The 15,161-nt window shown below is 68.5% G+C and carries 12 protein-coding genes; 11 read left to right on the forward strand and 1 reads right to left on the reverse strand.

The genetic code is table 11. The features are described from left to right. The first annotated feature begins 170 nt into the window (after positions 1-170). Both RT456_RS03145 and RT456_RS03150 read left to right on the forward strand, forming a co-directional pair. Positions 171-614 (forward strand): helix-turn-helix transcriptional regulator, encoded by a 444-nt coding sequence (locus RT456_RS03145; RefSeq protein WP_313342357.1) that lies wholly within the window; start codon positions 171-173, stop codon positions 612-614. Continuing rightward, entirely contained in the window at positions 611-1,888 is a 1,278-nt protein-coding gene (locus RT456_RS03150) for a type II toxin-antitoxin system HipA family toxin (protein WP_313342360.1), read from the forward strand. Before RT456_RS03145 ends, RT456_RS03150 begins: the two co-directional genes overlap by 4 nt. Here RT456_RS03150 and RT456_RS03155 read toward each other — a convergent pair whose 3' ends face one another. Further along, complete coding sequence (locus tag RT456_RS03155) at positions 1,889-2,509, reverse strand: DUF938 domain-containing protein (RefSeq protein WP_313342363.1); 621 nt, start codon at positions 2,507-2,509, stop codon at positions 1,889-1,891. 138 nt (positions 2,510-2,647) lie between these two features. Here RT456_RS03155 and RT456_RS03160 point away from each other — a divergent pair, with 138 nt between their 5' ends. The 9 genes from RT456_RS03160 (at position 2,648) to RT456_RS03200 (ending at position 15,161) form a co-directional block, all read left to right on the forward strand. After that, entirely contained in the window at positions 2,648-4,276 is a 1,629-nt protein-coding gene (locus RT456_RS03160) for a TldD/PmbA family protein (RefSeq protein WP_313342365.1), read from the forward strand. A gap of 105 nt (positions 4,277-4,381) precedes the next feature. Then, positions 4,382-6,016 carry a TldD/PmbA family protein gene (locus RT456_RS03165; RefSeq protein WP_313342368.1) on the forward strand — a complete coding sequence of 545 codons (1,635 nt, stop codon included), beginning with the start codon at positions 4,382-4,384 and terminating at the stop codon, positions 6,014-6,016. 20 nt (positions 6,017-6,036) lie between these two features. Then, positions 6,037-7,371 carry a TldD/PmbA family protein gene (locus tag RT456_RS03170; RefSeq protein WP_313342371.1) on the forward strand — a complete coding sequence of 445 codons (1,335 nt, stop codon included), beginning with the start codon at positions 6,037-6,039 and terminating at the stop codon, positions 7,369-7,371. Positions 7,372-7,414: 43 nt separating this feature from the next. Continuing rightward, positions 7,415-8,116, forward strand: coding sequence for a DUF4159 domain-containing protein (locus RT456_RS03175; RefSeq protein ID WP_313342374.1), 702 nt, complete (start codon positions 7,415-7,417; stop codon positions 8,114-8,116). A gap of 63 nt (positions 8,117-8,179) precedes the next feature. Next, positions 8,180-9,166, forward strand: a complete 987-nt coding sequence (locus RT456_RS03180; RefSeq protein ID WP_313342377.1) for a MoxR family ATPase — start codon at positions 8,180-8,182, stop codon at positions 9,164-9,166. Between the two features lie 7 nt (positions 9,167-9,173). Continuing rightward, the gene (locus RT456_RS03185) at positions 9,174-10,064 is read left to right on the forward strand and encodes a DUF58 domain-containing protein (RefSeq protein ID WP_313342380.1); all 891 of its coding nucleotides are present in this window, start codon (positions 9,174-9,176) and stop codon (positions 10,062-10,064) included. Next, positions 10,061-11,182 carry a BatA domain-containing protein gene (locus tag RT456_RS03190; RefSeq protein WP_313342382.1) on the forward strand — a complete coding sequence of 374 codons (1,122 nt, stop codon included), beginning with the start codon at positions 10,061-10,063 and terminating at the stop codon, positions 11,180-11,182. Before RT456_RS03185 ends, RT456_RS03190 begins: the two co-directional genes overlap by 4 nt. Then, positions 11,179-13,335 (forward strand): hypothetical protein, encoded by a 2,157-nt coding sequence (locus tag RT456_RS03195; protein ID WP_313342384.1) that lies wholly within the window; start codon positions 11,179-11,181, stop codon positions 13,333-13,335. The genes RT456_RS03190 and RT456_RS03195 overlap by 4 nt, the downstream gene beginning before the upstream one ends. After that, positions 13,332-15,161 (forward strand): hypothetical protein, encoded by a 1,830-nt coding sequence (locus tag RT456_RS03200; protein ID WP_313342387.1) that lies wholly within the window; start codon positions 13,332-13,334, stop codon positions 15,159-15,161. The genes RT456_RS03195 and RT456_RS03200 overlap by 4 nt, the downstream gene beginning before the upstream one ends.

The following is a 15,161-nucleotide window of genomic DNA, read 5'->3' on the forward strand; positions in this document are numbered from 1 at the left end:
TGTCACCGAACGCAGATATTCCACGAATATCTTCGATCGGTGACTTCGCGGGAAATGTAGTCGATCGAAGACACGGCAATTGAATGGACAGATGGAATCGCCCTCTGTCATTGAAATGTCCGCGTTCGAAGACACTTGCGGGAGTGTGTTCGCTCGGTTACATTCCCGTCATGGCAATGTTCAGGACAGCGGAAGATGTAGGCAACATCATCCGGCAGCGCCGAAAGGCACTGGGATGGGACCAGGCGCGCCTGGCCGATGAATGCGGCGTCAGCCGCCAATGGGTTGTGGATATCGAAAAAGGCAAACCGCGTGCAGAGCTGCAGTTGGTATTGCGGGTCATGAACGTGCTTGGCCTGAAGCTGGCTGCCGTGGATCAGCAGGCGGAGGCCGCCCGTATCACGATCCCCAGCGCCGGGCTGGATGACATCCTCGACCACCACCGCGAGGTTCCTGGGGCATCGCCCCGGGCAGCCCCCCATCGCGCGCCGTTGTCGTATGCCCAGATCCTGGAACGCGCGCGCGCCGCCACCGGTAGCCAGCGCACCGAGGAGACGCCGAGCGTCCACGAGACGCCCAAGCCGTATGCGGGTAAGCGTCGGACGACGAAATGAGCCTGCACGTGCTGATGCAGGGTGTACCCATGGGCACGTTGCGGCAGGATGCACACGGCACCCCACACTTCGCGTACAGCCCGGAGTGGCGGGACGCTGGCGGCGCCTTCCCGTTGTCGCTGTGCCTGCCGCTGACCGCCGCATTCCACGCGCCCCGCGCAGTAGCGGCCGTCGCATGGGGACTGCTGCCTGACAACGACACCACGCTGCAGGGTTGGGCGTCGCGCTTCCACGTTTCGGCTCGCAATCCTGTTTCCCTGCTTGCACACGTGGGCGAGGACTGCGCTGGCGCCGTCCAGTTCGTTGCCCCCGACCGCGTAGAGGCGGTCATTGCAGGCCAAGCCGATGGTATCGAGCCCCTGAGCGACGCGCAGGTCGCCTCGCGCCTTTCACAGGTCCGGCGCGACGTTGGCAGTGGGCGTTGGCTCGGTGATATCGGTCAGTTCAGTCTTGCCGGTGCGCAGGCCAAGATTGCCCTGCTTAAACTGGATGATGGCTGGGCCGTGCCCAGCGGTCGCATTCCCACCACGCACATCCTCAAACCACCCGGCGGCGATTACGGCGGCTTTGTCGAGAACGAGATGTTCTGCCTGCGCCTGGCCCGCGCGATGGGCATGCCGGCCGCGCATTCAGAGAAGATCGAGATCGAGGGCGAGTCCGCCATCTGCGTCGAACGCTACGACCGCGCGCGTACCGCCGACGGATGGACCCGCATTCATCAGGAAGACTTCTGCCAGGCGCTGGGCGTCATGCCGCAGATCAAATACCAGAATCAGGGCGGGCCGGGCGCGGCAGACATGGCCGATATCCTCTGGCAGCACGGCAGCCATCCACAGCAGGACGTGGCAATGCTCTTCAACGCGTTGGCCTTCAACTACCTGATCGGCGGGACCGATGCCCACGCCAAGAACTACTCGCTGCTTCTGGACAGCGAGCAGGTCCGCCTGGCACCGCTGTACGACATTTCCAGCACCCTGCCCTACCCACAGCTTCAGAAGCGCAAGATCAAGCTCGCCATGAAGATTGGCAGCCACTATCGCTGGTGGGACATCACGCTGCGTGATTGGCAGGCCACTGCTACCGCGATGCGCCTTGCGCCGGCCATGGCCATGGAGATGCTGGCCCGCATGGCGCTGGAGCTGCCCGCCGTTGCCGAGGAGCAGCGCCTGCAGTTGGAAGACGAAGATATCGCGCATCCCATTCTGGAGACGCTGGTCCAGGAGATCGCCGCCAGCTGCGCGCGATGCCTTGCCAGATTTTCCAGCGAAGTCTGATTACCCGCGCCGCCACACCCGCAACCGGTTGTTTGCGGGCATCGCGACGTCCTCGATCAACGCCAGCCCCTGCGCAGCCGCCAACGCATCCACCGCCTCGGCATCCCGGATGCCCGAGTCCGGATCCCGCGCCTTCAGCCACCCGTCGAACTGCCGGTTGCTGTCACTGCTGTAGTTACCGTTGTAATTGAACGGCCCATACACGCACAGCAGCGCATCGTCGGCCATCACCGCGGGCAGTCCGGCGAACAACGCCTGCACGTGCCGCCAGCTCATGATGTGCAGCGTATTGGCACTGAACACGGCATCGAAGCCCAGCCGGTCGGCCGGCAGCGGCGCCAGCCCGGGCACGGGTGCCAGCACCGCCTGCAGGGGCCACGGTGCAGGCGCGTTGGGCAGGGCGGCCCCAGCCAGGCGCTCGGCAATGCCGGGCAGATGGTCGGGATGGTCACTGGCCTGCCACAGCAGGTGCGGCAGCTGGGCGGCGAAGTACTTGGCGTGCTGGCCGGTACCGCTGCCGATCTCCAGGACCTGCCGGCGGTCGCGCAGGTGCGGGCGCAGCGCCGCCAGGATCGGGTCGCGGTTGCGCTCACAGGCCTCGGACCAGCGCTGTTGGGTCATGTCGCTTCCAAAATGTCGTAACAACGCACATCCAACCATGACCGCAGTCACTTGTGCCACCGCCGGGGGCCACCGAAAGTCGAGGGCTGTTCATTGTCGCCCGCGCTCCGCAGGCGCCTACCCGGGGAATCGCAAGCTGTGCAACGCCGAGAGTTTCTGACGCTGTCTGGTATGGGCCTGGCTGGCCTGATGCTGCCGCACTCCCGCCTGATTGCCGCCGAGCAGCTGCTCGAGCCGGTCAACGCGGTCCGCAACAAAGCGCTGGCCGAAGCTGCACTGGCCGCCGCCAAACGGGCCGGGGCCAGCTACTGCGACGTGCGCATTGGCCGCTACCTCAACCAGTCGGTGATCACCCGCGAGGCGCGGGTACAGAATGTCACCAACAGCGAGTCGTCGGGGATCGGCATCCGGGTGATCGTCAACGGCGCCTGGGGCTTCGCCGCCACCCACCAGCAGACCCCGGCGGCGGTCCTGGCCACGGTCGCGCAGGCGGCCGCCATCGCCAAGGCCAATGCCAGCATCCAGACCCGCCCGGTGCAGCTGGCCCCGGTCACCGGCGCAGGCGAGGTGAGCTGGAAGACGCCGATCCGTCGGAACGCCATGGCCGTGCCGATCCAGGACAAAGTCGACCTGCTGCTCAGCCTGAACGCGGCCGCGATCAACGCCGGCGCCGACTTCATCAACTCCACGCTGTTCCTGGTGAACGAGCAGAAGTACTTCGCCTCCAGCGATGGCTCCTTCATCGACCAGGACGTCCACCGGATCTGGCTGCCGTTCACCGCCACCGCGATCGACAAGAGCACCGGCAAGTTCCGCACCCGCGCCGGGCTGTCCTCGCCGATGGGCATGGGCTACGAATTCCTCGAGGGCGACGCGCGCGGCAAGATCGCGCTGCCGGGTGGCCTTACCGCCTACCGCGACTCCTACGACCCGGTCGAGGACGCCATCGCCGCCGCCCGCCACGCCCGCGAGAAGCTCAAGGCGCCGTCGGTGAAACCGGGCAAGTACGATCTGGTGCTGGACCCCTCCAATCTGTTCCTCACCATCCACGAAAACGTCGGCCACCCGCTCGAGCTCGACCGCGTGCTGGGCTACGAGGCCAACTATGCCGGCACCAGCTTCGCCACCCTGGACAAGCGGGATGCGGGCTACCGCTGGGGCAGCGAACGCGTCAACTTCTTCGCCGACAAGACCTCGCCCGGCAGCCTGGGCGCGGTCGGCTATGACGACGAAGGGGTCAAGACCAAACGCTGGGACCTGGTCAAGGACGGCATCCTGGTCAACTACCAGGCCACCCGCGACGAGGTGCACCTGCTGGGGGAAACCGAATCGCACGGCTGCAGCTACGCCGACTCCTGGTCCAGCGTGCAGTTCCAGCGCATGGCCAATGTCTCACTGGCCCCGGGCAAGACCCCGTTGAGCGTGGCCGACATGATCAAGGACGTGGAGAACGGCATCTACATCCATGGCCGCGGCTCGTACTCCATCGACCAGCAGCGCTTCAACGCGCAGTTCGGCGGGCAGCTCTACTACCAGATCAGGAACGGCCAGATCGCCGGGATGGTTGAAGACGCGGCCTACCAGATCCGCACGCCGGAGTTCTGGAACGCCTGCACGGCGATCTGCGACGAGCGCGACTTCCGCTTCGGCGGTTCGTTCTTCGATGGCAAGGGCCAGCCGGGGCAGGTCTCGGCGGTGTCGCACGGCTCGGCGACCAGCCGCTTCGATGGCATCAACATCATCAACACCGCACGCAGCCTGGGCTGACCCGCCCGGCCACCGTGCCAAACGTCACTACCGTTGGACCGCTGCGCCCGCAAGAATCGAACCAACGCTGTTTCCGCCCCCCCCACACCGACGTGGAGAGCTGCCTTGCAAAGACGTGACTTCCTTGCCCTGACCGGGCTTACTGCTGGCGGACTCATCGTGCCGTCGTTCTTCGGCAAGGTGATCGCCGCCGAGCAGCTGCACAGCACGCTCGACCCGGCGCTGAAGAAGCGCCTGGCCGATGCGGCCCTGGCCTCCGCGCGCCAGGCCGGCGCGACGTACTGCGACGTGCGTATCGGGCGTTACCTGCGCCAGTTCGTGATCACCCGCGAGGACAAGGTGCAGAACGTGGTCAACACCGAATCCACCGGTGTGGGCATCCGCGTGATCGTCAACGGCGCCTGGGGCTTTGCCGCCACCAACCAGCTCAGCCCCACCGACGTGGCGCGCGCCGCCCAGCAGGCGGTGGCCATCGCCAAGGCCAATGCCGGCGTGCAGACCGCGCCGGTGCAGCTGGCTGCCGCACCCGGCGTTGGCGAGGTGAGCTGGAAGACGCCGATCCGCAAGAACGCGATGGACGTACCGATCAAGGAGAAGGTCGAGCTGCTGCTGGACGTCAATGCCGCCGCGATCGGCGCCGGTGCCAGCTTCGTCAATTCAATGCTGTTCCTGGTCAACGAACAGAAATATTTCGCGTCCACCGACGGCTCCTACATCGACCAGGACGTGCACCGCATCTGGGCACCGATGACGGTCACCGCCATCGACAAGGCCAGCGGCAAGTTCCGCACCCGCGAAGGCCTGTCCTCGCCGATGGGCATGGGCTACGAATACCTGGACGGCGCGGCGGCAGGCAAGGTGCTCACGCCCAATGGCGTGGTCAACTACAGCTCGTCCTACGACATGAAGGAAGACGCCATCGCGGCGGCGAAGCAGGCGCAGGAGAAGCTCAAGGCGCCGTCGGTGAAGCCGGGCAAGTACGACCTCGTGCTCGACCCGTCGCACACCTGGCTGACCATCCACGAATCCGTCGGCCACCCGCTCGAACTGGACCGCGTGCTGGGCTACGAGGCCAATTACGCCGGCACCAGCTTCGCCACCCTGGACAAGCGCGAGCAGCACTTCCAGTACGGCAGCGACCTGGTCAACATCTTCGCCGACAAGACCCAGACCGGCAGCCTCGGCGCCGTCGCCTACGACGACGAGGGCGTCAAGACCAAGCGCTGGGACCTCATCAGCAACGGCAAGCTGGTCGACTACCAGACCATCCGCGACCAGGCCCATATCCTGGGCAAGACCGAATCGGACGGCTGCTGCTACGCCGACTCCTGGTCCAGCGTGCAGTTCCAGCGCATGGCCAACGTCTCCCTGGCACCGGGCAAGACCCCGCTGAGCGTGGCCGACCTGGTCAAGGACGTGGAGAACGGCATCTACATCATCGGCGATGGTTCGTTCTCGATCGACCAGCAGCGCTACAACGCGCAGTTTGGTGGCCAGCTGTTCTATGAAATCAAGAACGGCCAGATCACCCGCATGCTCGAGGACGTGGCCTACCAGATCCGCACGCCGGAATTCTGGAACGCCTGCAGTGCAGTCGCCGACGAACGCGATTACCGCCTGGGCGGCTCGTTCTTCGACGGCAAGGGCCAGCCGGGCCAGGTCTCGGCGGTCTCGCACGGCTCGTCCACCGCGCGCTTCAACGGCATCAACGTCATCAACACCGCGCGCAGCCTCGGCTGACCGGTCAGGAGCCTTAATTCATGAGTATCTTCACCGAAGCCCAGGCCAAGGCCATCCTCGACAAGGTCATCGCGCTGTCCAAGGCCGATGAGACCACCGCGGTGCTGGCCGGCTCGATCAACGGCAACATCCGTTTCGCGCTGAACAACGTCTCCACCAGCGGCATCGTCGACAACACCGAGCTGGCCGTCACCGTGGCGTTCGGCAAGCGCGTCGGTACCGCATCGATCAACGAGTTCGACGATGCCGCGCTGGAACGCGTGGTGCGCCGCGCCGAAGACCTGGCCAAGCTGGCCCCGGAGAACCCGGAGTTCCTGCCGGCCATCGGCAAGCAGGCGTACACCGCCAGCCCCACCTTCAGCACCTCCACCGCGGCCATCGATCCGGCGTTCCGCGCCAAGGTCGCCGCCGACTCGATCGCGCCATGCCGTGGCAACGGCCTGATCGCCGCCGGCTTCCTCGAAGACGGCCAGGGCTTCCAGGCCACCGCCAACAGCAATGGCAACTTCGGCTACCAACGCACCACCAACTTCGACTACACCTGCACCGTGCGCACCGAAGACGGGCGTGGGTCGGGCTGGGTCGGCCGCAACCTCAAGGACGCTGCCGACTTCAAGGCCGACCAGGACGTGCGCATCGCCATGCGCAAGGCCACCGAGTCGTCCGAGGCCAAGGCGCTGGAGCCGGGCAAGTACACCGTGATCCTGGAACCGGCGGCGGCCGCCGGCCTGATCAGCTTCATGATGAACTTCTTCGACGCGCGTTCGGCCGATGAAGGCCGCAGCTTCCTGTCCAAAAAGGGCGGCGGCAACAAGCTCGGCGAGCAGGTCTACGACCCGCGCGTGAACATGTATGCCGATCCGTGGCACCCCGAGGCACCGGTGCTGCCGTGGGACCAGCAGGGCCTGCCGCGCAACAAGCTGGCCATCATCGAGAACGGCAAGGTCGCCAACCTGGACTACTCGCGCTTCTGGGCGCAGAAGCAGGGCAAGACCGCCAACGCCAGCCCGGGCAACCTGCTGATGAGCGGCGGCGACAAGAGCACCGCCGAGCTGGTCCGCGGCACCCAGAAGGGCATCCTGGTCACCCGCACCTGGTACATCCGCATGGTCGACCCGCAGACCGTGCTGCTCACCGGTCTGACCCGCGACGGCACCTTCTACATCGAGAACGGCCAGATCAAGTACCCGGTGAAGAACTTCCGCTTCAACGAATCGCCGGTGATCATGCTCAACAACATCGAAGAGCTGGGCAAGCCGGTGCGCGTGGCCGGTGACGAGTCGAGCTTCGTGATGATGATTCCGCCGATGAAGCTGCGCGACTTCACCTTCACCTCGCTGTCCGACGCCGTCTGATGGAACGCGGTAGCAGCGGCCGCCCTGGGGACGCCGCGCGGCGATGAACCGCGCGCAGTTCCTGCGGTTGATGCTTGGCGGGGCCGCCCTGGCGGCCCTGCCCTCGTTCGCCCGTGCGCAGGCCGGGCGGTACGACTTCTGGTTCACCCGCCTCAAGTACGATTCCGGCGACTGGGACGTGGATGCGCGCATGCCGTCCAACGTGGTCACCTCGCTGATCGATTACACCTCGCTGCGGGTCGATCCGACCGAACACGTGGTCGCGCTGTCGGACCCGCGCATGCTGGAAGCGCCGTTCTGCTACCTGGCCGGGCATACGCTGGTCGAATTCAATGCGGCCGAACGGCAGAACTTCGTGCGCTATGTGCGCAACGGCGGCTTCGTGTTCGTGGATGACTGCAACCACGATATCGACGGCCTGTTCGCCAAGTCGTTCGAGGCACAGATGGCCAAGCTGTTCGGCGCGGCCGCGTTGAAGAAGCTGCCCAACAACCACGCGTTGTACCGGAGCTTCTTCCGTTTCCCGGACGGGCCGCCGGCCACCGGCTTCGAGCTCAATGGCTGGGGCGACGACCTGGTGCACGATTACCTGAAGGGCATCGAGGTCGACGGTCGGTTGGGCGTGCTCTACAGCAACAAGGATTACGGCTGCGAGTGGGACTACGACTGGCGCAACAAACGGTTCCTGGCCGAAGACAACACCCGTTTTGCCGTCAACATCGTGATGTATGCGTTGAACAATTGATTCTCCATTGTTTCCGTGCAGCCAGGCAGGACCTGGCTCTACACCTATCCCCGCGAGTGTTTTATGCAGAATCACAGCCCGATTGATCACCTCCTGGCAAAATTGCAGCCGCTGCGCGATGCGCTGGGGCAGGCCGTGGTCGGCCAGCATGACGTGGTGGAGCAGCTGCTGATCGGCCTGCTGGCCGGTGGCCATGTGCTGCTGGAAGGTGCGCCAGGGCTGGGCAAGACGCTGCTGGTGCGCTCGTTGGGCCAGGCGCTGGAGCTGCAGTTCCGGCGGGTGCAGTTCACCCCCGACCTGATGCCCAGCGACATCCTGGGCACCGAGTTGCTGGAGGAAGACCACGGTACCGGCCACCGTCACTTCCGCTTCCAGCAGGGCCCGATCTTCACCCACCTGCTGCTGGCCGACGAGCTCAACCGCACCCCGCCCAAGACCCAGGCCGCGCTGCTGGAAGCGATGCAGGAGCGCACGGTCAGCTACGCCGGCACCACCTACGCCCTGCCCGCGCCGTTCTTCGTGCTGGCCACCCAGAATCCCATCGAACAGGCCGGCACCTACCCGCTGCCGGAAGCCCAGCTGGACCGTTTCCTGCTGCACGTGCGGGTGGACTACCCCACCGAACAGGAAGAGCGCGACATCCTGGTGCAGACCACCGGCAGCAGCAGTAGCGCCGTGCCGAAAGTGATGCACGCCGAGGATGTGCTGGCGCTGCAGGGCGCCGTGCGCCAGGTGCATGTCAGCGATGACGTGCTCAGCTGGATCACCCGGCTGGTGCGCGCCAGCCGGCCCGGCACCGGCGCGCCGGACGCGGTCAACCACTGGATCAAGTGGGGCGCTGGCCCGCGCGCCGGGCAGTCGCTGGTGCTGGCGGCCAAGGCACGGGCACTGCTGCAGGGACGCTTTGCCGCCACCCGCGAGGACGTGCAGGCGCTGATCGCCCCGGTCATGCGCCATCGCCTGCTGCTGTCCTTCGCCGCCGAGGCCGAGCAGAAGAGCGCCGACGATGTGATCGCCGCGTTGCTGCAGGCCGTGCCGTTCCCTGCCTGAGCCTGCCGTGAGCCCGCACGCCCCTATCGCCATCCCCGCCGATGTCCGCAGCCGCCTGAAGGCGCTGCGGCTGTTGCCGCGGCGTGCGAGCGGTGCGAAGGGCATCGGCCAGCACGCCAGCCGCAGCCGCGGTGCCGGTCTGGAGTTTGCGCAGTACCGGGCGTATGAGCCAGGTGACGAACTGCGCCAGATCGACTGGAAGCTGTACGCGCGGTCGGACCGCTTCTTCGTGCGCGAATCCGAGCGCGAAAGCCCGGTCACGATCTGGATCCTGATCGACGCGACGGCGTCCGCGGGCCAGCGCGATCGCGCGCGGCCCGACCTGTCGCGGCTGGATCACCTCTGCGCCACCGCCGCCTGCATCGTGGAGCTGGCGCTGCAGCAGGGCGACCGCTTCGGCCTGATCGCGGTCAATGGGGAAGGCGTGCACCTGGTACCGTCCGGCAGCGGTGCACGCCAGCGCGACCGCATCCACCTGCTGCTGCATCGGCTCCGCGCCAGCGGCGCGTGGCCGGCCGCCGACGCGCTGCGCCCGGTGTGGGAGCGGGTGCAGGCCAACGACCTGCTGGTCGCGCTCGGCGACGGCTTTGACGACACCGGCACCGTGCTGCTGGAGCGTCTGGCCGCCGCCCGCCGCGACGTGGTGCAGCTGCAGGTCCTGACCGCCGACGAGCGCGACTTTCCCTTCCAGGACGGGCACCGCTTCCGCGACCCGGAAACCGGCGAGGAACTGCTGGGCGATGGCCGCGCGATCCGCACGGACTATCTGGCCCGCTTCGCCGAGGCGCAGCGCATGCTGCAGGCACGGCTGCAGCGCGGCGGCGTTGCCCATGTGGTGACTCATACCGACCAACCACTGGATGCGCCGCTGCGGATGCTGGCCGGGAGTGCGCGATGAGCCTGTCGCTGCTGTTCCCGCTGGGGCTGCTGGCGCTGGCGTCGCTGTTGGTGCCGTTGCTGATCCACCTGGCGCGCCGCCATCACTACGCACCGCTGGAGTTCGCCGCGCTGCGCTGGCTGCGCGCGAAGGCACGCCCGCGCCAGCGCGTCCGATTCGACGAATGGCCACTGCTGCTGGTTCGCCTGCTGCTGCTGGCTGCGTTGGCCATTCTGCTGGCGCGCCCGCTGCTGCAGGGTGCGCCGGTACAGACGCCGCCGTGGGTGGTGGTCGCGCCTGGACTGAGCCCGCCTTCGCTGCCTGAGGGCAGCGAAGGACGCTGGTTGGCGGCCGGATTCCCGCCGCTGCGGGAGGCGGTGCCGGCGTCTGCACAACCCCTTGCCAGCCTGCTGCGCGAGCTGGATCAGACGCTGCCGAAGGGCACGGCATTGACCGTATACGTCCCCGATCCGATGCCGGGACTCGATGGCGAGCGCCCGCGGCTGTCGCGTGCCGTGCAATGGCGACCCGTGGCCATGGCGGCGGCTGCGCCGGCGCGCAACCCCGCGCCACAGCTGCGCGTCGCCGGCACGGCCCACACACCCTCGGCGCTGCGCGTGCTCGATGCCCTGCAGCGCGCGTGGAGCGGGCAGGTGCTGCCCCCGGCGCTCGCCGCCGCTGCCGTGCCGGAAGACGGGCAGGTCGGCGTGTGGCTGGCCGATGCGCCACCGCCGCCGGCCTGGCAGGCCTGGGTGCGGGCCGGCGGCAGCGTGCTGGGCGTTTCGACCCGACTGGCCCCCGGCACGGGGTCGACGGTGCTTCAGGACGACAACGGCAACGCCGCCGTCGTGCGCCACGCACTCGGTCGCGGCCAGGTACTGCGCTTCACTGCAGCGCTCTCGCCCGACGCGCTGCCGATCCTGCGCGAGCCGTCGTTCCCGCGCCGCCTGCTGGAACAACTGCAGCCGGTACCGCCGCCGCAGTTGGCGCCTGCCGCCACGCACGCACCGCTGAGCGGCGCCCCTGCCCCGTTGGCACAGCCGCGCGATCTTGCGCCGTGGCTGCTGGTGCTGATCGTGCTGCTGTTCGCGCTGGAACGCTGGATGGCCACCGCACCGCGACGCGGGGCGAGCGCATGAACCACGTTCAGCGTGCATGGCAGCGCGCGCGTCGCCGGCGGTGGTGGATCACCGCGCTTCTGCTGGTGCCGCTGGCGCTGGCCATCACCGCCAGCGCTGCGCGCGTGGCGGGCATCAATATCGGCTCCATCGTGCTGCTGGCCACCCTGCTGGCCGTCGCGGGTGCCGCCACCCGGCGCGCGCGGCGGCTGGACCGGCACTGGCTGGTGCGCCAGCTGGACACGCATGCCATCGCCCAGGACAGCGCCGACCTTCTGTTCGCCGATGGCGCCACACTGAATCCCCTGCAGCAACGCCAGCACGCTCGCATCACCGCCGCGCTGCAGGCCGCGCCGCCGGATCTGCGCGCCGCATGGCCGAAGCGCTGGCTGGCCTTGTCATGGTGTGGCGGAATGCTGGTGGCCGCGCTCGCCGTAGGCTGGCCCGCGCCGGGCACACCGCTGCCGGCGCTTCCCGACCGTGCTACGCCTCCTGCCAGCGCGGCGCAGCCGCCCAGGCTGCAGTCGTCCCGGCTGCAGATCCAGGCACCGGGCTACACCGGGCAGGCCCTGCGCACGCAGACAGCACTGGATGCCAAGGTGGTGCAGGGCAGCGCGCTGGAATGGTCGTTGCGTTTCAGCGCACAGCCCACACAGGCCGCACTGCAGCTGCACGACGGCACACGCATCGCTCTGCGCCGCGACGGCGACGGATGGGTGGCGCAGTGGAAGGCCGCCAGGCCGACGCTGTACCGCATCGTCACCGAGCCGGCACTGACCGCGCCCAAGCTCCATCGCCTCGACGTCGTTGCCGACCGCCCGCCCAGCGTGCGGGTGATCGCGCCGGACCGCACACTGGTGCTGGCCACGCCCGGCCAGCGCCAATGGACGCTGCAGTTCGAGGCCACCGATGACTTCGGCGTGGCCAGCAACGCCGAGCTGCACCTCACCCTGGCGCAGGGCAGCGGCGAGAACATCACCTTCCGCGAGCAGCGCATCGCGCTGACCGGCACCGGCCCGGCAACGCAGCGCCGCTTCGCCCGCACGCTGGACCTGGCGGCGCTGGGTGCAGGGCCGGGCAACGATGTGATCGCGCAGCTGCAGGTCCGCGACAACCGCACGCCCACGGCGCAGACCGCGCAGAGCACCAGCCTGATCCTGCGCCTGCCCAGCGAAGAACAGGTGCTGGGCGCGGACCTGGAAGGCATGGTCAAGAAGACGCTGCCGGCGTACTTCCGCAGCCAGCGCCAGATCATCATCGACGCTGAAGCGCTGATCAAACTGCGCCGCCAGCTGCCGGCCGAGGAGTTCGTGAAGCGCTCCGATGCGATCGGCGTGGACCAGCGCATCCTGCGCCTTCGCTATGGTCAGTTCCTGGGCGAAGAGAGCGAAGGCGGGGCCAAGCCGCCGCCGACCAGCGACAGCCTGCCGACCAGCGACGCGCCTGGGGCGGATCACGCGGATGACCATGACCACGAAGCCACCGGTGCGCAGGCCGGCCACGATGATCACGACCATGGCGCCGCCAAGGCCGACGGCCCGCCCGTGTTCGGCGCCGCCACCGACGTGCTCTCCGAATACGGCCACACCCACGACCATGCCGAAGCAGCCACCCTGCTGGATCCGCAGACCCGCGCGATCCTGAAGGCGGCGCTGGACCAGATGTGGTCGTCGGAAGGCGAGCTGCGGCAGGGCCAGCCGGAGCGCGCACTGCCGTTCGCCAACAAGGCGCTGGCCTTCATCAAGCAGGTCCAGCAGGCCGAACGCATCTACCTGGCCCGCGTGGGACCGGAGCTGCCGCCCATCGACGAGAGCCGCCGCATGAGCGGTGACCGTACCGATATCGGCAGCCGTACCTCGACCATCATCCCCGTGGACGCACCCGATCCAGCCATCGTGGCGGTCTGGCAGCAGCTGGCCGACGCCAACAGCACGCCGGACCTGGACGCGCTGAGCCAGTGGCTGGGCCGCCATCAGTCGCGGCTGTCCGATCCGCTCAGCCTGGCGGCGGCGATCGAGGAGCTGCGCCTGGCTCCGGACTGCACTACCTGCCGCACCACCCTGCGTGCGCAGCTGTGGCGTGCGCTGCTGCGTCCGTTGCCACAGCTGGAGCGGCGCAGCGCGCCGGACCCGATGGCGCAACGTTACCTGGATGCAGTGGAGGGCACGCGATGAGCATGGCCGTATGGACCGCGATCGCCTTGGCCCTGGTCACGGTCGTGGGCAGCGTGCGCATCCTCCGCGTAGAGCCACGCCCTGCGTGGCTGCCTTCGCCCAGACGCACCGCGTTGCTCGGGTTGCAGGCCCTGTCCGCCCTGTTGCTCTACTTCACCCTCGTACCACCACAGCGCAGCGTGGAAGCGGGCCAGCTGACCGTACTGACCGGCAACGCCGCATCCGCAGGCACCGTGCCCGCCGGCGCAACCATGATCGCGCTGCCGGAAGCAACGCCCAGTGCAGACGCCGTACGCGCCCCCGACCTGGCCACCGCGCTACGCCAGCATCCGGGCAGCACCTCGTTGCTGCTGATCGGTGATGGACTGTCCGCGCGCGACCGCGATACCGCGTTGCCGTTGCGGGTGGTAATGCAGACACCGCCCGCGCCACGCGGCTGGATCGAGCTGCAGCCGCCGCCGCCCGCTGCGCCCGGTGCGTTGTTCGCCGTCGGCGCACGCGCCGGCGGCGTGGACGCCGCGCGCGCCGAGTTGCTGGACCCGGCCGGGGTCGTGGTGGACCGCGCCGCGCTCGACGCACAGGGCGGGGTTCGCCTGTACGGCAGCGCGCGCGCCGCCGGGCGCAGCGAATTCACCCTGCGCCTGCTCGATGCGCAGCAGCACGTGGTGGACAGCATCACGATGCCGCTGCAGACCGTGGCAACCCCGCCGCCGCGCGTACTGATCCTCGCTGGCGCGCCCGGCCCGGAACTGAAGTACCTGCGCCGCTGGGCCACCGATACCGGCCTGGCCGTACAGACCCAGGCCAGCGCCGGCGGCGGCGTGCTGCTGGGCGATGCACCGGTTGCGCTGAGCGCCGCCCGCCTGGCCGCCACCGATGTGCTGGTGCTGGACGAACGCAGCCTGGCCGCACTCGGTGCGGCACAACGCACCCTGGTGCAGCAGGCAGTGCGTGAGGGCCTTGGTGTGCTGGTCCGCAGCAGCGGCCCGCTGAACGATGCGGCCCGCCAGACGCTGCGGGGCTGGGGCCTGCCGGTGAGCGGCGGCACCCGCGCGGCACCGCTGCAGCTGCAGGCTGATCCAGACGCCGCACTGCTGCAGGCGCGGCGCGGCCCGCAGCGACCGGCCACCGACAGCACGGGCTGGATCGACGATGCCGATGCCGCCTCGCACAGTGCCGCGCCGCCCGCGCTGGAGCGGTTCGACGCGGTGCTGCCCGGTGCAGACGCCCTGTTCGACGATGCAAAGGGCAACGCCGTCGGCGGCTGGCGCGGCGTCGGCCGCGGCCGCGTGGCGCTGTTGCCGGTCACCGACAGTTACCGGCTGGTGCTTGCCGGCCGCGACGACCGCCATGCCGAACTGTGGTCCGGCGTGCTGGCCAGCGTGGCCCGCGCGCTGCCGGGCGCGCCCGCCGTTCGTCTGCAGGCCGCGACGCCCTGGTCGGGCGAGCGCCTGACCTTGTGCGAGGTGCCCAGCGGCAGCCAGGTCCGCGACGCGGAAGGCCGCACGGTACCGCTTCGGATAGATCCCGCCAGCGGCAGCAGCCACTGCGCCGGCTACTGGCCGCAGCAGCCCGGCTGGCACCAGCTCCAGCACGGCGATACCGTGCAGGCGTTCTACGTGTTCGACCCGGTCACCGCGCAACCGCTGTACCGGCAGCAGCTGCGCGCCGCCACCGCGCGCCGGCTGGCTGAAACGACGGCGGGTGCCGCCGCAACGCCCGGCCAGGTTCCCGGCCCCCGCTGGCCGTGGCTGCTGGGCTTCATCGCCATCGCCGGCCTGCTGTGGTGGCTCGAACGGCGGCGGCCAACGGCGCCGACGGCTTAG

The organism is Stenotrophomonas sp., from assembly GCF_032099025.1.
Classification (GTDB): Bacteria; Pseudomonadota; Gammaproteobacteria; order Xanthomonadales; family Xanthomonadaceae; genus Stenotrophomonas.

Bases quoted from the DNA above. Each gene is read 5' to 3' on its own strand.
- RT456_RS03190 (WP_313342382.1), top strand. From the start codon at position 10,061: ATGAGCCTGTCGCTGCTGTTCCCGCTGGGGCTGCTGGCGCTGGCGTCG.
- RT456_RS03145 (WP_313342357.1), top strand. From the start codon at position 171: ATGGCAATGTTCAGGACAGCGGAAGATGTAGGCAACATCATCCGGCAG.
- RT456_RS03200 (WP_313342387.1), top strand. From the start codon at position 13,332: ATGAGCATGGCCGTATGGACCGCGATCGCCTTGGCCCTGGTCACGGTC.
- RT456_RS03170 (WP_313342371.1), top strand. From the start codon at position 6,037: ATGAGTATCTTCACCGAAGCCCAGGCCAAGGCCATCCTCGACAAGGTC.
- RT456_RS03195 (WP_313342384.1), top strand. From the start codon at position 11,179: ATGAACCACGTTCAGCGTGCATGGCAGCGCGCGCGTCGCCGGCGGTGG.
- RT456_RS03155 (WP_313342363.1), bottom strand. From the start codon at position 2,509: ATGACCCAACAGCGCTGGTCCGAGGCCTGTGAGCGCAACCGCGACCCG.
- RT456_RS03180 (WP_313342377.1), top strand. From the start codon at position 8,180: ATGCAGAATCACAGCCCGATTGATCACCTCCTGGCAAAATTGCAGCCG.
- RT456_RS03175 (WP_313342374.1), top strand. From the start codon at position 7,415: ATGAACCGCGCGCAGTTCCTGCGGTTGATGCTTGGCGGGGCCGCCCTG.
- RT456_RS03150 (WP_313342360.1), top strand. From the start codon at position 611: ATGAGCCTGCACGTGCTGATGCAGGGTGTACCCATGGGCACGTTGCGG.